Origin of the sequence: Acinetobacter sp. CIP 51.11 (assembly GCF_000369665.1) — a bacterium.
Lineage (GTDB): Bacteria > Pseudomonadota > Gammaproteobacteria > Pseudomonadales > Moraxellaceae > Acinetobacter > Acinetobacter lwoffii_S.
This window is the reverse complement of sequence record NZ_KB850129.1, coordinates 2,208,311-2,226,036: the sequence shown is the minus strand read 5'-3', so window position 1 is coordinate 2,226,036 and position 17,726 is coordinate 2,208,311. Positions and strand designations below refer to the sequence as shown.

At 46.0% G+C, this 17,726-nt stretch carries 11 protein-coding genes and 2 rRNA genes; 7 read left to right on the top strand and 6 right to left on the bottom strand.

Translation table 11 applies throughout. The features are described from left to right. Positions 1–145: 145 nt before the first annotated feature. The 5 genes from F894_RS14365 (at position 146) to F894_RS14345 (ending at position 8,270) form a co-directional block, all read left to right on the top strand. A 23S ribosomal RNA gene (locus tag F894_RS14365) occupies positions 146–3,040 on the top strand. 191 nt (positions 3,041–3,231) lie between these two features. After that, a 5S ribosomal RNA gene (rrf, locus tag F894_RS14360) occupies positions 3,232–3,346 on the top strand. Between the two features lie 152 nt (positions 3,347–3,498). Next, complete coding sequence (locus F894_RS14355; protein WP_005248459.1) at positions 3,499–4,692, top strand: MFS transporter; 1,194 nt, start codon at positions 3,499–3,501, stop codon at positions 4,690–4,692. A gap of 222 nt (positions 4,693–4,914) precedes the next feature. Continuing rightward, a complete protein-coding gene (locus F894_RS14350; protein ID WP_005248458.1) occupies positions 4,915–7,323 on the top strand; it encodes a YgiQ family radical SAM protein in 2,409 nt (802 codons plus the stop codon). 398 nt (positions 7,324–7,721) lie between these two features. Further along, the gene (locus F894_RS14345; RefSeq protein ID WP_005248457.1) at positions 7,722–8,270 is read left to right on the top strand and encodes a DUF2726 domain-containing protein; all 549 of its coding nucleotides are present in this window, start codon (positions 7,722–7,724) and stop codon (positions 8,268–8,270) included. Between the two features lie 54 nt (positions 8,271–8,324). Here F894_RS14345 and F894_RS14340 read toward each other — a convergent pair whose 3' ends face one another. From F894_RS14340 to mdtD, 6 genes are all read right to left on the bottom strand, one after another. Beyond that, positions 8,325–8,681, bottom strand: a complete 357-nt coding sequence (locus F894_RS14340; protein ID WP_005101539.1) for a RidA family protein — start codon at positions 8,679–8,681, stop codon at positions 8,325–8,327. Next, the gene (gene shiA / locus F894_RS14335) at positions 8,671–9,981 is read right to left on the bottom strand and encodes a shikimate transporter (protein ID WP_005248456.1); all 1,311 of its coding nucleotides are present in this window, start codon (positions 9,979–9,981) and stop codon (positions 8,671–8,673) included. Before shiA ends, F894_RS14340 begins: the two co-directional genes overlap by 11 nt. A gap of 222 nt (positions 9,982–10,203) precedes the next feature. Further along, positions 10,204–11,259: a DNA polymerase IV gene (gene dinB / locus F894_RS14330; RefSeq protein ID WP_005248454.1), complete on the bottom strand. Its 1,056-nt coding sequence runs from the start codon at positions 11,257–11,259 to the stop codon at positions 10,204–10,206. A 20-nt stretch (positions 11,260–11,279) separates the two neighbouring features. Next, positions 11,280–12,296, bottom strand: a complete 1,017-nt coding sequence (locus F894_RS14325) for an MBL fold metallo-hydrolase (protein ID WP_005248453.1) — start codon at positions 12,294–12,296, stop codon at positions 11,280–11,282. Between the two features lie 52 nt (positions 12,297–12,348). Continuing rightward, on the bottom strand, positions 12,349–13,134 hold the full coding sequence (locus F894_RS14320) for a glycoside hydrolase family 25 protein (protein ID WP_005248452.1): 786 nt from the start codon (positions 13,132–13,134) through the stop codon (positions 12,349–12,351). A gap of 66 nt (positions 13,135–13,200) precedes the next feature. Beyond that, the gene (gene mdtD / locus F894_RS14315; RefSeq protein WP_005248451.1) at positions 13,201–14,592 is read right to left on the bottom strand and encodes a multidrug transporter subunit MdtD; all 1,392 of its coding nucleotides are present in this window, start codon (positions 14,590–14,592) and stop codon (positions 13,201–13,203) included. A 159-nt stretch (positions 14,593–14,751) separates the two neighbouring features. On the opposite strand from mdtD, the gene F894_RS14310 reads away from it, so the two are divergent. Continuing rightward, positions 14,752–16,581, top strand: coding sequence for a choice-of-anchor I family protein (locus F894_RS14310; protein ID WP_416201979.1), 1,830 nt, complete (start codon positions 14,752–14,754; stop codon positions 16,579–16,581). A 153-nt stretch (positions 16,582–16,734) separates the two neighbouring features. Then, positions 16,735–17,709 carry a hypothetical protein gene (locus F894_RS14305; RefSeq protein ID WP_005248449.1) on the top strand — a complete coding sequence of 325 codons (975 nt, stop codon included), beginning with the start codon at positions 16,735–16,737 and terminating at the stop codon, positions 17,707–17,709. Positions 17,710–17,726 lie beyond the last annotated feature (17 nt).

The window sequence follows — 17,726 nt, the reverse complement described above, 5'->3', positions numbered from 1 at the left end:
GAAATGAGTTCTAGCGAAATTAACTGAATCAAGCGTTTTGGTATATGAATCTAATTGAAGCTGTACGGTGCTTAAGTGCACAGTGCTCTAAACTGTTATGTTGGTTGATCTACTTGTAGGATCAAACGACTGTTTGGGGTTGTATAGTCAAGTAATTAAGTGCATGTGGTGGATGCCTTGGCAGTCAGAGGCGAAGAAAGACGTGATAGCCTGCGAAAAGCTCCGGGGAGGCGGCAAATATCCTGTGATCCGGAGATGTCTGAATGGGGAAACCCACTTACCATAAGGTAGGTATTGCAACATGAATACATAGTGTTGCAAGGCGAACGAGGGGAAGTGAAACATCTCAGTACCCTTAGGAAAAGAAATCAATTGAGATTCCCTCAGTAGCGGCGAGCGAAAGGGGAAGAGCCCATTAAGTCATATAAGTTCTAGTGGAACGCTCTGGGAAGTGCGACCGTAGACGGTGATAGTCCTGTACACGAAAGGGCTTATATGATGATGTCGAGTAGGGCGAGGCACGTGAAACCTTGTCTGAATATGGGGGGACCATCCTCCAAGGCTAAATACTCCTGACTGACCGATAGTGAACCAGTACCGTGAGGGAAAGGCGAAAAGAACCCCTGTGAGGGGAGTGAAATAGATCCTGAAACCGCATGCATACAAGCAGTGGGAGCCGGCTTAGTCCGGTGACTGCGTACCTTTTGTATAATGGGTCAGCGACTTATATTCAGTAGCGAGGTTAACCGCATAGGGGAGCCGTAGGGAAACCGAGTCTTAATAGGGCGTTTAGTTGCTGGGTATAGACCCGAAACCAGGTGATCTATCCATGAGCAGGTTGAAGGTTGGGTAACACTAACTGGAGGACCGAACCCACTGTCGTTGAAAAGCCAGGGGATGACTTGTGGATAGGGGTGAAAGGCTAATCAAACTTGGTGATAGCTGGTTCTCCCCGAAAGCTATTTAGGTAGCGCCTCGGACGAATACCATTGGGGGTAGAGCACTGTTTCGGCTAGGGGGTCATCCCGACTTACCAAACCGATGCAAACTCCGAATACCAATGAGTACTATCCGGGAGACAGACTGCGGGTGCTAACGTCCGTAGTCAAGAGGAAAACAATCCAGACCGCCAGCTAAGGCCCCAAAATTATAGTTAAGTGGGAAACGATGTGGGAAGGCATAGACAGCTAGGAGGTTGGCTTAGAAGCAGCCACCCTTTAAAGAAAGCGTAATAGCTCACTAGTCGAGTCGGCCTGCGCGGAAGATGTAACGGGGCTAAAACTATATGCCGAAGCTGCGGATGCATAATTTATTATGCGTGGTAGGGGAGCGTTCTGTAAGCCGATGAAGGTGGATTGAGAAGTCTGCTGGAGGTATCAGAAGTGCGAATGCTGACGTGAGTAACGACAATGCGAGTGAAAAACTCGCACGCTGAAAGACCAAGGGTTCCAGTCCAACGTTAATCGGGGCTGGGTGAGTCGACCCCTAAGGCGAGGCCGAGAGGCGTAGTCGATGGGAAATTGGTTAATATTCCAATACTTCTGTGTAATGCGATGAGAGGACGGAGAAGGTTAAGTCAGCCTGGCGTTGGTTGTCCAGGTGGAAGGTTGTAGGCATGTATCTTAGGCAAATCCGGGGTACTCTATGCTGAGAACTGATAGCAAGCTGTACTTGTACAGTGAAGTGGCTGATACCATGCTTCCAGGAAAAGTCTCTAAGCTTCAGTTACACAGGAATCGTACCCGAAACCGACACAGGTGGTCAGGTCGAGTAGACCAAAGCGCTTGAGAGAACTCTGCTGAAGGAACTAGGCAAAATGGTACCGTAACTTCGGGAGAAGGTACGCTGTTGTCTGTGATAGGACTTGCTCCTTGAGCGGCCGACAGCCTCAGAAACCAGGCCCCTGCAACTGTTTATTAAAAACATAGCACTCTGCAAACACGAAAGTGGACGTATAGGGTGTGATGCCTGCCCGGTGCTGGAAGGTTAATTGATGGGGTTAGCGTAAGCGAAGCTCTTGATCGAAGCCCCAGTAAACGGCGGCCGTAACTATAACGGTCCTAAGGTAGCGAAATTCCTTGTCGGGTAAGTTCCGACCTGCACGAATGGCATAATGATGGGGGCGCTGTCTCCAGCAGAGACTCAGTGAAATCGAATTCGCCGTGAAGATGCGGTGTACCCGCGGCTAGACGGAAAGACCCCGTGAACCTTTACTGCAGCTTGACATTGAACTTTGATCTTACTTGTGTAGGATAGGTGGGAGGCTTTGAAGTCGCGACGCTAGTTGCGATGGAGCCGTCCTTGAAATACCACCCTGGTAATATTGAGGTTCTAACTCTGTCCCGTTATCCGGGACGAGGACCATGTCTGGTGGGTAGTTTGACTGGGGCGGTCTCCTCCTAAAGAGTAACGGAGGAGTACGAAGGTGCGCTCAGCGTGGTCGGAAATCACGCGTAGAGTATAAAGGCAAAAGCGCGCTTAACTGCGAGACCCACAAGTCGAGCAGGTACGAAAGTAGGTCTTAGTGATCCGGTGGTTCTGTATGGAAGGGCCATCGCTCAACGGATAAAAGGTACTCTGGGGATAACAGGCTGATACCGCCCAAGAGTTCATATCGACGGCGGTGTTTGGCACCTCGATGTCGGCTCATCTCATCCTGGGGCTGAAGCAGGTCCCAAGGGTATGGCTGTTCGCCATTTAAAGAGGTACGCGAGCTGGGTTTAGAACGTCGTGAGACAGTTCGGTCCCTATCTACCGTGGGCGTTGGAAATTTGAGAGGATCTGCTCCTAGTACGAGAGGACCAGAGTGGACGAACCTCTGGTGTACCGGTTGTCACGCCAGTGGCATCGCCGGGTAGCTATGTTCGGAAGGGATAACCGCTGAAAGCATCTAAGCGGGAAGCCTACCTCAAGATAAGATTTCCCCGAGACTTTATGTCTCCTAAAGAGCCGTTGAAGACTACGACGTTGATAGGTTGGATGTGGAAGCATAGTGATATGTGAAGCTGACCAATACTAATTGCTCGTGAGGCTTGACTATACAACACCCAAACAGTTGTTGTACGAACTTCGAAAGAAGTGAGGATCGATTGATTCGATATTAAGCAAAACAGCTTGATTTAGTGAACGCTAAAGAACAAAATACCCAACTCAGATATACCTGTTAATGAATTCTATTTGGTAGAAAGCAAGGCAAAACGTAAGACCTAGCAAGTATCCATAAACAGTTGTGCTGGCGACCATAGCAAGAGTGAACCACCTGATCCCTTCCCGAACTCAGAAGTGAAACCTCTTAGCGCTGATGGTAGTGTGGGGTTACCCATGTGAGAGTAAGTCATCGCCAGCTCATTATTCGAAAATCCCCCTGTCATTTGACAGGGGGTGTTTTTTTATGCGTGGAATTTAGTCAAATAAATGTTATTTATGTGCTATTTCGACTGAAACATCACATAAAAATAAAATTGAGAGGCGTATACTGAACCGGTCTATGGAGCGGATATGTCCTCAAATTCATCTTCAAGCCATATTGAATATGGCTCTTCTGCTTTTAAAGCAGTGCTTTTTTCCTTATTCCTTGCTGGCTTTGCCATTTTTTCATCACTGTATTGCGTACAGCCGATGATGCCGATTCTGGCTGATTATTTCCAGGTCAGCCCGACTCAAAGCAGTTTCCCTTTATCTTTTTCTACCATTGCCTTGGCAGTTGGCCTGATTTTTACTGGACTAATATCAGACCGATTCGGTCGTAAGCCGATTATGGTCTGGTCGCTATTTTCAGTCTCAGTATTATTACTATTAAGTGCAATATTGCCGATCTGGTCCGTGTTTCTGACCACACGAGTAATGATTGGATTGACAGTCAGTGGTGTCGCTGCGGTCGCGATGACTTATATCGGAGAAGAAATTGCAGAAAAAGATATCGGTTTTGCCATGGGCTTATATATTTCTGGCACAGCGATAGGTGGTATGGGAGGGCGTTTAATTGCCGGAGTTTTAGTGGATTTTATCTCCTGGCAATCTGCCACTTTGATTATCGGTATCTTAAATCTTTGTATCGCTGGATTATTTTCTTACCTATTACCCGCTTCGCAACATTTTAAAGCCTATCCAATCAAGCTGAATCGTTTTAAAAACTCATTTAGGCAGAATCTCGCTGATCCAAAACTTCGGGTTTTATTCCTGCAAGGTTTTATCTTGATGGGCTGCTTTGTCTCGGTATTTAATTATCTGAGTTATCGCTTGATCCAAGCGCCATTTGAATTATCTCATGTCTGGATTGGCGTGATTTCGATTACTTATTTGGCTGGTATTTATAGCTCCCCTCGAGCAGCACACTGGGGACGGCATTATGGAAAATTCAGAATATTGGCAGCCATGATCCTGATGATGCTTGTGGGCTTGGCGCTGATGCTTATTGATCAGTTGGTTATTGTTTTTATTGGATTGCTGATTTTTACTTTTTCTTTTTTTGCTGCCCATTCGACTGCCAGTAGCTGGGTGTCGATCCAGTCCTTACAGTATCGGGCAGTCGGTTCGTCGCTGTATTTATTTTGCTATTACCTGGGTTCAAGCGTGTTGGGGAGCTCAAGCGGATTGGTATGGGAAAATTATGGCTGGATAGGATTAACTGTGTTTATTGCCGCGTTATTACTGACGGGTTTGTCATTCAGTTTAAAACTCCGTTCAAATTAGAGATTATTTCCAAGCTTTCCTCCTCATAAATAGAATCAATTTCTTTTTTGAAATATTTAAACTTTAGATTCAAGTGACAAATAGAGCGTGATTCAGTTAGTCTCTGATTTTGTATAAATTATAATCAAGCAAGCTAGGGCCGATTCATGGTAAAATAATCGGCTTTCATCTTTGATCTTATTTTTAGATCTCCTATCATCTGCCAGCCGAGAATTGCTAGCCATGTCTACTGCTTATACCATGCAGACTGCGCCAAAAGCGTTGTTTGATTACGACAAATATTGGGCGTCTTGTTTTGACCCTGCGCCATTTTTGCCGATGTCACGCGAGGAAATGGATCAACTCGGCTGGGACAGCTGTGATTTTATTTTGGTGTGTGGTGATGCTTATATCGATCATCCATCTTTCTGTTCAGGCATTATTGGTCGTACGCTAGAAGCACAAGGCTTCCGTGTCGGTATTATTGCACAGCCAGACTGGACCAGCGTGGATGCGTTCCGCGTTTTAGGTAAACCGAATATTGCCTGGGGTGTGACTGCAGGGAATATGGATTCCATGATCAACCGTTATACGGCTGACCGTAAAATCCGTTCTGATGATGCCTATTCACCAGACAATCAGCCAAACAAACGTCCAGACCGTGCGGCAACCGTGTATTGCCAGCGTGTCCGTGAAGCTTATCCGGATGTACCGGTATTATTGGGCGGTATTGAAGCATCATTACGTCGTATTGCGCATTATGACTACTGGTCAGACAAAGTGCGTCGTTCGGTGTTGATGGATTCAAAAGCCGATCTTTTGATGTACGGTAATGGTGAGCGTTCAATCACTGAAATCATGCATCGCTTGGCGCGTGGTGAAAAAATCCAAGATATTACCGATGTTCGTGGTACAGCGTTTATTGTGAATAAACACAACCGCCCATCGAAAGCCAAATTTGTTGAAATCGCATCGAATGATGTGGATGCGATTGGCCGTGTTGATCCAATTATTAACCCTTATGTCATGACTGAAGATATCGAGGGTTGTGAGATTGAACAAGGCAAGGATTCTAGTCAGTACCAAGGTTTCCAAAAAGAACATGTCGCCAATCCGATTGTGCGAGCAGGGGATGACTTAGATCCTGATACGCAAATTGTGCAACTGCAACCGGCTTCTAAAGCGATTAAACATAAGTTACCGCCGCGCGAATTGGCCGTAATCCGTTTGCCTACTTTTGAAGAAGTTGCTGCAGATCCAGTGCTCTATGCACATGCCAACCGTATTCTACATCTGGAAACCAATCCGGGGAATGCGCGTGCCATGGTGCAAAAGCATGGTGAACGTGATGTCTGGTTGAATGCACCGCCAATTCCGTTGACTACGGAAGAGATGGACTATGTGTTTGACCTGCCTTATGCACGTCTGCCGCATCCTGCTTATGGCAATGCCCGTTTCCCTGCGTTTGACATGATCAAATTCTCTGTGAACATCATGCGTGGCTGTTTCGGTGGCTGTACTTTCTGTTCGATTACGGAACATGAAGGTCGTATTATTCAGAACCGTTCTGAAGAATCGATTCTGCGTGAAGTGGAAAAAATCCGTGATACGGCTCCAGGCTTTACTGGCATTATCTCGGACCTGGGTGGCCCAACAGCCAATATGTACCGTCTGGCCTGTAAAGATCCTGAGATTGAAAAGAACTGTCGTAAACCGTCATGTGTATTCCCGGGCGTTTGTCAGAATTTGCATACGGATCATGCTCCATTGACGCAGTTATACCGTAAAGCGCGTTCTTTACCAGGCATTAAAAAGATTCTGATTGGTTCAGGCCTACGTTATGACCTTGCGGTTTTAAACCCTGAATATGTCAAAGAACTTGTCACCCATCATGTCGGTGGTTACTTAAAAATTGCGCCTGAACATACCGAAAAAGGCCCACTCAATAAAATGATGAAGCCAGGTATTGGGACTTATGACCGCTTCAAGCAAATGTTTGATCGTTATAGTAAGGAAGCAGGCAAGGAACAATACTTAATTCCTTACTTCATCGCGGCGCATCCGGGAACTACCGATTACGACATGATGAATTTGGCGATTTGGTTGAAGAAGAATGGTTTCCGTGCCGATCAGGTACAGACCTTCTATCCTTCACCAATGGCGACTGCAACTACCATGTACTACACTGGTAAAAACCCGCTGGCGAAAGTGGCGCGTTATACTGAAAATGTCGACATTGTGAAAGGTGAGAAACGTCGTCGTTTGCACAAAGCTTTCTTGCGTTATCATGATTCAAACAACTGGCCTTTGCTGCGTGAAGCCCTGAAAGAAATGGGTCGTCAGGATTTGATTGGTAACTCGAAACAGCATTTAATTCCGACTTATCAGCCTGTAGGCAGTGCAGACGGTCAGTATCAATCGGCGCGTAAGAAGAATTCGACGGTTGCCGGTGATTCGCAAAAACGTACCGGTGAGCAAGGGAATCGTAGCAAGGCTGCACAAGCTCAGTCACGTCCTCCAAATACCAAGAAACGTCCTGAGCGTGGTCAAATTCTGACCCAGCACACTGGTTTACCACCACGTGAAACGGGTGATGCCAAAAAACCGTTTGGTGGGCCAAAGCCTAAAGCGAAGCCCAAATCACGTGCATAATTAAGTTAATAAAAAGACACTTCGGTGTCTTTTTTTAGCTCTTGGGTAAAGTAACGTAGCCTGAGCTTGTGCGTTGAAAGTGTAAAAGAATATATTATTTGGACTAAATTCTTTAAAAAAGTGATATAAAAATAACACTTTGTCGGAATTGTCCTACAGTTGGGCAGATATGTATTGCGATCAATTCCATGGATGTTTTAGAGTGCATTATCAGTACTTTAAATCCACTTTCATTGGCATCTAGAGAGATGTCACTTTAGGTAACACAGAATCGAATTTTGATACCAGTTGTATGGGTATTTAAACAGATTGGTTGTTATATCTATTTAAAATAAAGCGTGGGTTTATACTGCACAACAATAAAACAAAAATGATTATAAGAATGCAAGGATTTAGGCATGACCACCTATATTATGATTGGGAGTTTCCTGCTCTTCTGTGTCGTGCTCATGGCATGGAAAAAGCTCGGAAATAATTCCAAACCACAAGACAGTGCGTTAAAGCAGCGTGCTATTTTTAACCTGAATGAGCAATTGACCTTCACTCGCCTGAGAGAAGTCTTACCTGAATACATTATTCTGGCACATGTTTCCTATGATGCCTTAATAACGACTAAATTTAACCGGACTCGGCATAAGTACCGTAACCTGACTGCAGATTTTGTCATTCTGGATCAGCAGCATCAGATTCTAGCCGTGGTAGGAGTGGATGATCCCTTAATCTTAAAGCGTCCCCAGCAGACGGGTTTTCAGGATGCATTACTGACCATGGCCGGTTATCGGGTGATCCGTTACGATGATGTGCCGGAATATTATCAGTTGCGCCAGGACTTCTTGCAGGAGCAAACGCAAATGCAGAAAATGCCCAAATATACAGTTAGCAATGATCTGAAAAAATATTATTTATATTCGGATTTAGAGCGTAGTAAAATCAAAGCAGTCGGTTAAAACAAAAAAGCATGCCAGAAGCATGCTTTTTTTATGAGTATCGATCTTAAAACATTATTCTGGTTTAACCGCCACGACAGTCAGTTCGACCAATACCCGTGGATCATAGAGTTTTGCTTCTACACAGGTACGAGGCAGCGCTTCGATATCAGCGACCCAGGCATCCCAGACTTCATTGAAGGCTGCATAATCTTTTTCAATGTCTTTCAAATAGATGGTTACCGACATGATGTGACTTTTGTCTGTGCCGGCATCTGCCAGAAACTGGTCAATAATATCTAAAGTCTGTTGGGTTTGCCCTTTAATATCCAGTTCGACATCTGTGGCCAGCTGGCCGGCAAGATGTACCAGATTACCGGCAATGGCAATTTCCGAAAAGCGTTTCGATACATGTAAACGTTCAACTGTCATGTTGTTCATCCTGAGTTTTGGGCATCAGGGCTGCGACCAATGAAGTCAGCAGACAACCCACCGCCAGATAGATGGCTACATAATGCCATGAACCATCCGCCCAAATCACCAGTGCCGCTGCAATAAATGGGGTAAAACCCCCACCAATGATACTCGCCACCTGATAACCAACTCCGGCACCGCTGTAGCGGTATTCTGTGCCAAACAGTGAGGTGAAAATCGGTTGATGGACACTAACCACCATATCGTGTGCGACGTTCGTCAGTAAAATTGCCCCGACAATGATCATCCAGGTATTTTGTGCATCGAGCGCCATAAAGAATGGAAAGGCCGAAAGCGCACCAATCAAACCACCCCAGACACACATTTTCTGATGATTGAATTTATCCGCCAGCCAGGCAAAAAATGGAATACTGAAACAGCTAATTGCCCCGACCATCAGGGTAATATTCAGGAAGAACTGTTTGTCCATGCCTAGGTTGCTGGTGGAATAGTTCAGGGCGAAATTGGTGACCAAATACATGGTCAGCAATTCAGTCAAACGTAAGGCAATAATATAAAAGAAAGCTTTTGGATGTTTGCTGATCGCCTGCAAGATCGGCAGTTTTTCTGGTTGATGATCAGCTTTCACCACCTTTTCCACAAACTCTTGCGATTCATCCTGATCACGTCGGATCCACATCGCTACAGCTAACAGTACGATGCTGGCCAGAAAGGGAATACGCCATGCCCAGTCCGCAAAAGCCTGTTCGCCTAGGGTCGCAATAATAATGGAGACTGCACCAGTGGCCAATACCAGGCCAACACCATAGCCGACCTGAACCCCGCTGCTATAAAAGGCTTTTTTACCCTTGGGTGCATTTTCAACTGCCATCAGAGCTGCGCCGCCCCATTCACCACCCACGGCAAAGCCTTGCAAGGCACGGCAAAACACCAACAGCACCGGAGCCCACCAGCCAATTGCTTCAAAATTTGGCAGCAGACCAATCCCGACCGTGGAAATTCCCATCAGGATTACCGTAAGTACCAGCATTTTTTTACGGCCGAGCTTGTCACCAAAGTGACCAAATACCACACCACCTAAAGGACGAAACAGGAAGCCGACCCCAAAGGTGGCCAGTGCCGCCAGGGTGCCCATGTTCTCGCCAATACTAGGGAAAAACTGATCTTTAAAAATTAAGGCTGCAACAATGCCGTAAAGGAGAAAATCATACCAATCGACAACAGCACCAACAAAACTAGATAGCACAGCTTTACGTGCGCGTTGTTCTTGAACAACAGAAGAATTTACAGAAGACATGCAGGAGGGGATTCCATGAGTTACATCAGAGTTGCCCTGCAATATTCGGATTTGATCGTCTCGCTAATCACAGGACATCATGCTGAAAGTAAAGGTGATTTTCAGCATCTCGGCACATACATGGATAATGCATTGCGCAGATAGAGTACTCTAAAAAATCAAAATGTAAAAACAAAGTTGCCGTATTTTTAAACTGATGCCTAAAACATGATCAAAAAAGGTTTAGAGTAGCAATAACTGGGTTTCAGTTTCGGGGACGCTGAGCTGATACACGCCGACGCCGATCAGCCGAAATTGCATCTGCGGAGCAATATGCAGGTCGTCGAGCAGTAAGTCCAAGGCTTGGGCTAATTCCTGTGGGCTACGCAGCACCTGTTTAAAACTTTTACTGTGTTGCATCACCTGAAAATTCTTGAGTTTTAATTTGACCGTAACGCCGCGAGCCGAAAGCTGTTTCTTTTGCAGGCTTTGCCATACTTGTCCAAGTAAAGGCTCCCAATAGGGGCGACATTGGTTCAGATGCAGGTCATCATCAAAAGTGGTTTCTTTGGAAATTTGCTGGCGTTCCCGTTCCACTTCGACCGGTCGTTCATCAATGCCTTGAGCATACAAAAATAGCCGCCGGCCATATTTGCCAAAATGTTGAATTAGTAAGGCTTCATCGATTTGCTGTAAATCGCCTAAAGTTTCTAGATTCAGGCTTTTCAGTTTTTCCTGAGTGACTTTACCGACGCCGGGAATTTTTTTTAGTGGCAGATCCTGGATAAAACGCTGTACCTGCGAAGGTTTAATCACACAGATCCCATTCGGTTTGTGCCAGTCCGAAGCAATTTTGGCAAGAAACTTGTTGGGTGCTACACCAGCAGAAGCGGTTAATCCGGTGGCTTGAAAAATATCCTCGCGAATTCGCATGGCGACTTCGGTAGCACTTGGGATTTGTTTTAAATTTTCTGTGACATCTAGAAAGGCTTCATCCAGGGACAGTGGCTCAATCAGGGAAGTATATTGCTGGAAGATCTGATGAATCTGTGCCGATACCTGCCGATATTTGGCAAAATCCGGCTCAATCACGATAACTTGAGGACATAGTTTGCGCGCCTGCCCCATGGACATGGCAGAACGCAGGCCATAAACCCGTGCCGGGTAGGAGGCAGCCGCGACCACCGCCCGAGGATGATGCGAGGCAATCACCACAGGTAAGTCTTTCAGTTCTGGACGTTCACGCAGCTCTACCGAGGCATAAAAGGCATCCATATCGAGATGAATAATTTTGCGCATGTTCGCTATCTTAAGGGGCTTTAATCGGATTGGGAAGCGAAGGCTGAGTTGAGTAAATAGGGTTGCGGTCCGCTGAGCAGAATGACTTTTGTCCCTTGTGTCTCGGCAGCCTGAATCAGAAGTTGCAAACTTTTTGGAGTGTCATCGGCAAGACGGGGTAAAAATTGCAGCGGCTGGTTTAACGGCTGAAAAAAATCATCCCAATGCACCGGAATCACCACTTTGAGCTTGAGGAGGTTCAGGGTTTCAGCCAGATATTGCTGCTGATAGGCATCGGATTGTCTGGAAAGCTGGGCAATGCCTAAAAACAGGGTGTCGACTTTCAGATGCTGCAATTGCTCTGGAATAAATCCGGTACTGGCCTTGACCAGAATTTTATGTCCTGCATGCTCAATCAGGTAATCGAAACTGCCACCTTCCTTAAATTCGGAAAATTTAGCCGGAAGGGTGAAAGGCTGCAGCAGCTCTTCGCCTAAATCATCATTTACCGCTGTAGGCGGGGTATGTTGTGAGGGAATGGCAGTGATCTGGAAATGGCCCCATTGCTGTATTTGCCAAGGCTTAACCAGCTGTAATTGCTGTGGAGTAACTTTGGGATTTGCCCGGGCGATATTCAGTGTGCTCGGTGAACCGACGATAGCAGTTTCGGGAAGCATCTCCAGTAAGGCCGGTATATCCAGAACATGATCATAATGCGAGTGACTGACCAGAATGGCTTGGGTTCGGCTCAATTCATGGTGTTGCACCAGTTGTTCAATGAGTAGCCTGTCACTTTGAATAGGGCGGTTAAGTACTTGCCACAAAGATGGCCGGCCAAAGAAACCATCGATCAGGATCTGATCGTGGCCATCATCGAGTAACAGGGTGGACACACCAAAAAAATTAACGGTGAGACCATGAACGGATGTACCGGTTTGCGGCTGCCACGCTTTAAAGTCACTAACCTTGCCCGAAGCTTGCAACAGATAAGCCAGTGTACACGCGATGAGCAAGAGAAGAATTACCAAACCGAGTAAAACGCCTTTTATCCATTTCAATCTTTTTATTTCCTTATTGTTTTGTTTTTATAAAGAACCTATTTTCAGGCGATCAGCTTTGTTTCTCTTGATTCTCAGATGAAGGTATTACAATCTCATTCTTCTTGAGAAAATCATCCCATTGCTGTTCTGAGCCATAAAAAACATTCAGGTCTACTGGTGTGGTAATGCCGGAAATTTTACCCTGACTGGTATGTTGCCAAAACATCCATTTAGGCTGGTTTTTTAGATCAGGCAGACCCTTGTACTCACGTACCCAGAGCGGTACATCAGGAAAATATCCTGTCAGTACAATATTATAAAAAGCTTTAGAAATATAGAAAATCGGCTGCTTGCCATAATGCTTTTTCAGGACATCATGCATCACCTGAATTTCGTTTAAAAGCTGCTCTTTAGAATAGGTATTGATACAGTTGCTGTCATATTCCAGATCAATCACTGGCGGTAAGGCATCCGGTTTATTGGGGACGGAGTCAATAAAGTTCTGGGCCTGAATGCTGCCATCGCGGCAGAGCCGGTAGAAATGATAGGCACCGACCAGAAAGCCGCGTTCCCGGGCCTTGAGCCAGTTTTCCTGAAATTTGGTATCTTTAAAGTCGCCGCCTTCAGTGGCTTTCAGATAAACAAATCGGTATTTTTCAGGCGAAATCTGCTGCCACTGAATCTCTTTTTGATGATGCGATACATCAAAACCCTGGATTGGGTAATCGGCCGCATGGGCAGAGGGTGCTTTCATCAGGCAGAGATAGACCATGGCGCTAGCGATCACAGTGATCAGCACGCCAAGCCCAATCAAGAGCGATTTATTAACTCTGTTCGGAGCCTGATTTTTTTGCATCTTCAGTCCTTGCCTATATGTGATTTAGCCTAAAACTTACAATCAGCCAAAAGTGAATATATCGCATCAAACCGGGGTATTTTTAGGAATATGCCAGAAAATATAGGCTGCAATAATATTGATACAGCCTAAACAGATCAGTGACATATGAAAAGCAGCCACCAGATTGTCAGCGCCGTAATAGGCACTCAGCATGTTTACCAGTGTTCCTGCCAGTGCCACCCCGATACTCATCGACAGCATCATGATCATCGACAGGAAACTGTTGCCGCTACTGGCATCCTGCTGGCTTAAGTCCTTTAAGGTCAGGGTATTCATCGACACGAATTGCAGTGAATTTAAAATGCCGAAGATAAAGAAATGAATCGCACGGAGCCAGATAGGGGTTTCCGCTGTGGTTAGGGCAAAACTGGCAATACACAGACCCACCAGCAAAGTATTGACCAGCAAGACCCGACGGTAGCCAAAACGCTGAATGATGTTGCGGATAATCGGTTTGGAGGCCAGCGAACCAAGCACAGTCGGAATCATCAATAAACCAGTAATAAAAGGTTCGAAACCGAAAGCCACCTGCAACATCAGCGGCAGTAAAAACGGAATCGAGTTACCGCCGAGACGGGCAAAGAAATTACCCAAAATACCAATCGCATAAATTTTATTTTTAAACAGCCGGCTGCGAAACAGGGCATTGCTATGCGTATGCGAATGATAGGCATAAACCAGGGTGGCCAATAAACCGGCTAGAATCAGGCTCAGGCTCCACCACAGCGAGTTTTGTGGACTGGCAAAATTTTCAATTCCCAGACAGAGGCCCACCATGGCCACGACCAGCAAGATAAAGCCCCAATAATCAAAGCGAGCGACTGTAGGTTCAAGTACATTCGGCATGGCCTTAAAGGTAATCAGTGCGCCCAGCAAGCCAATCGGCAAATTGATCAGGAAAATCCAATGCCAGGACAGATATTCGACCATCCAGCCACCTAGGGTCGGCCCAATTAAAGGACCAATCAGGCCGGCCAGACTCATCAGGCTCATAGCGGCCAGAAACTGGGTACGGGGAATGATCTTTAGCATGGCCAGCCGGCCTACCGGCAGCAATAATGCACCACCTATCCCTTGAAAGATCCGGTACACCAATAATTCATTCAGGCTACTTGACCAGGCACAGCCCAAAGAGGCCAAAGAGAAAATAATAATTGCAGCAAAATAGGTATTTCTGACCCCGAACCGGTCTGCCAGCCAGCCACTTAAAGGAATGCAGGCTGCCACAGACAGCACATAAGCCACAACCACACTATGCATGCGTAGCGGATCTTCCTGCAAATTTTGGGCAATTGCAGGTAGGGCGGTATTAATAATGGTGGTATCCAGCCCCTGCATGAAAAAGCCAATCGAGACCAACAAGACCAGCAGTCTGAACTCGGGATCTAAGGCTTGATGAGTAGGCGTGGCATTCATAATTCTGGAAAACTGAAAATTTTGAATAGTTTAAAGGAATCAGTCGAGTCTGTCGTATATAAAGCGTGTCAACTTTTATAGCAGTGTTGTGTCAAGTAACTGCAACCGATCTGTCATGGCACTGCAATGCTCTGGTTATAAATTGGTCACGAATTCTTCATGATAGATCAACAAAAAATGAAATTAAAATCATTGATAGTGGCCATGCTGGCTGTGGGGATGGTGGCATGTGGAAGTGAGAATGAAAATGAAACACCGGTTCCAATCGTCGAGGCTACACCGAACTCGATCGAGTTAAGCAAATTAGCCGCTTATGAATCGGGTGTGTTTGCGCAAAGTGCAGCAGAAATTCCGGCCTTTGATACCGAGAGTCAACGCCTATTCGTGGTCAATGCCAAAGAAGGCGTATTGGATGTGCTGGATTTAAGTCAGCCTGATCAGCCGAAAAAAATAAGTTCCATCAAGGTCGATGACATTGCGCCAGAGGCTGAGGTCAACAGTGTCGCAGTACATAATGGCATCGTCGCCATTGCGATTCAGGCTGCTGTGAAAACTGACCCGGGCTATATTGCTTTATATCAGGCCAAAGACCTGAGCAAGTTGGCCCACGTACAGGTGGGTGCCTTGCCGGACATGCTGACTTTCACACCGGATGGTCAAAGCTTGTTGGTGGCCAATGAAGGCGAGCCTTCTGATGATTATCAGGTTGATCCAGAGGGTTCAGTATCTGTCATTAGTCTGGCCAATTTAAAAGCCCCGATCGTTCGTAGCGCAGACTTTAAGGCCTTTAATGGACGGGAAGCAGCATTGAGTGAACAGGGCATCCGGATTTTCGGACCAAAGGCCAGCGCAGCTCAGGATTTTGAACCTGAGTACATCACTGTTTCAAAAGATGGAAAAACCGCCTGGGTTGCCTTACAGGAAAACAATGCCTTGGCCAAAATTGATGTGGCTGCTGCCAAAGTACTCGCTGTTTATCCATTTGGCTTCAAAGATCATGGCATGAAGGGTCATGGTATGGATGTCAGCGATGTGGATGGTGTCGACGGTAAAGGCAAAATCAATATTCAAACTTGGGCCAATGTCCGAGGCTTATATATGCCAGATGCGATTGCAAGTTTTGAGGTCGCCGGCAAAACCTATATTGTGTCTGCCAATGAAGGCGATGCCCGTGCCTGGGGTGAAAACAATCCTGCATATTTCAATAACGATACCAGCCAGGGCTTTGTAGAAGAATGGCGGGTGAAACACTTGGTCCATGCCAAAGGTTTTGACCGCCGTCTGGGCGATGATTTACCAGCCCATCTTCGGGTATTGGCCAAAGGTGCAGAACTCAATCCAACTAACTTTGCCTACTGCGGTGCTATTGTAGGGGATGCCAAAGACTGCCGTGAAGATCATCTTTTGGGCCGTTTAAATATTACGTGGACCGAAGGCTATCAAAAAAATGCCGATGGTACAGCCAAACTGAATGAACGGGGCAATCTGGTCTATGATCATTTATATAGCTTTGGTACACGCTCGGTCAGTATCTGGGTGGAAAATGATCAGCAGACCGGTTTAGAACTGGTATGGGATTCGGGCGATCAGTTTGAGCAGTATATTGCCAAACATCATCCTGAGATTTTCAACTTTAATCATGAAGAAGCCGGACTGGATAATCGCAGTGACAATAAAGGGCCGGAACCTGAAGGGGTGACCTTGGGGCAGATTGGTCAAAAAACCTTTGCCTTTATTGGGCTGGAGCGTGTCGGTGGCATCATGGTCTATGATGTGTCTACACCTGCATCACCAATCTTCGTGCAATATATTAATTCACGTGATTTTAAAGCAACCACAGCGCAGATTGAAATGGGACAAGCCGGTGATTTAGGACCGGAAGGTTTGGTATTTATCCCCGCCAAAGACTCCCCGAATAAGAAACCACTCTTGGTGGTCGGCCATGAAGTCAGTGGCAGCACCACGATTTATCAATTAAATCTCAAGTAACCAAAAGCTTTTAGACTCAGGGCACTTCGGTGCTCTTTTTTGTAAGGTGACCGCATATATGACATTTTTGTCATTAAAATGAAATAAAACCGTCATAATCTTGGGCCAACTTTTCAGCAATGCTGAAATCTCCTCGCGTATAGGTTTGTTTTTATGACAATCGAGATTTTGATGGTGATCGGCTTTTGTTTAGCCGCTTACTCTATTGTCGGAAATGATGTACCTCAAACCCTAGGGACATTTATTTCTTCGAATTCACATCGCCCATGGTGGGTGTTGTGGATTTATATCAGCTCAATTTTAATTGTCGTATTGGTCTATGGTTGGTATGCATCTGGGGTGGGTGATGCCTCATACGGTCGTTTAGAAACGATTCCTTTCCCTGAAGGTGGTATTACCTGGCTGTATATTGTGCCGCCAATTCTCCTGTTACTACTAACCAGATACGGGATTCCAGTCAGTACCACCTTCCTGGTGCTTACGATTTTCTCTCCTGCCAGCTTAGGCTCGATGATGGTCAAATCGATGATGGGCTACGCCGTGGCCTTTATTGTGGCGATTGTCATCTATCGTTTTGTGGTCAAGCAGCTGGCACGCCATTTTGCCAAGACACGTCATCAGGAACACTCCAAGGTCTGGATGGGCTTGCAATGGGTCTCTACCGGTTTCCTGTGGAGCCAATGGCTGATTCAGGATCTGGCTAACATCTTCGTGTATGTGCCACGTCAGGTGCCGTTTGAATTCCTGATGTTTGCGATTACGGTATTCGTAGTCTTGCTGGGTGTGATTCTGTATCAACGTGGCGGGGCTATCCAAAACATTGTCGACACCAAAACCGGTGTGACCGACATTCGTGCTGCAACGATTATCGACTTCATGTATGCCATTATCCTGTTAGTTTTTAAAGAGTGGAGCAACATTCCAATGAGTACCACCTGGGTATTCCTGGGATTACTCGCAGGTCGTGAATTTGCCATGTCGATGATTCTGGATGAAGTCAACAAACATCGTACTTCACGTAATGTCAGTGCAGATGCCATGAAACTGATGTTCGGTCTGGCCATGTCGGTCATTCTGGCAACAACTTTGCCGATGTTTTATGACTTTGTGACGAATTATGGTCAATAAATCCTGATATTAAAAAT

Bases quoted from the DNA above. Each gene is read 5' to 3' on its own strand.
- F894_RS14355 (WP_005248459.1), top strand. From the start codon at position 3,499: ATGTCCTCAAATTCATCTTCAAGCCATATTGAATATGGCTCTTCTGCT.
- F894_RS14340 (WP_005101539.1), bottom strand. From the start codon at position 8,681: ATGACAGTTGAACGTTTACATGTATCGAAACGCTTTTCGGAAATTGCC.
- F894_RS14345 (WP_005248457.1), top strand. From the start codon at position 7,722: ATGACCACCTATATTATGATTGGGAGTTTCCTGCTCTTCTGTGTCGTG.
- F894_RS14305 (WP_005248449.1), top strand. From the start codon at position 16,735: ATGACAATCGAGATTTTGATGGTGATCGGCTTTTGTTTAGCCGCTTAC.
- dinB (WP_005248454.1), bottom strand. From the start codon at position 11,259: ATGCGCAAAATTATTCATCTCGATATGGATGCCTTTTATGCCTCGGTA.
- shiA (WP_005248456.1), bottom strand. From the start codon at position 9,981: ATGTCTTCTGTAAATTCTTCTGTTGTTCAAGAACAACGCGCACGTAAA.
- F894_RS14320 (WP_005248452.1), bottom strand. From the start codon at position 13,134: ATGCAAAAAAATCAGGCTCCGAACAGAGTTAATAAATCGCTCTTGATT.
- mdtD (WP_005248451.1), bottom strand. From the start codon at position 14,592: ATGAATGCCACGCCTACTCATCAAGCCTTAGATCCCGAGTTCAGACTG.
- F894_RS14350 (WP_005248458.1), top strand. From the start codon at position 4,915: ATGTCTACTGCTTATACCATGCAGACTGCGCCAAAAGCGTTGTTTGAT.
- F894_RS14310 (WP_416201979.1), top strand. From the start codon at position 14,752: ATGATAGATCAACAAAAAATGAAATTAAAATCATTGATAGTGGCCATG.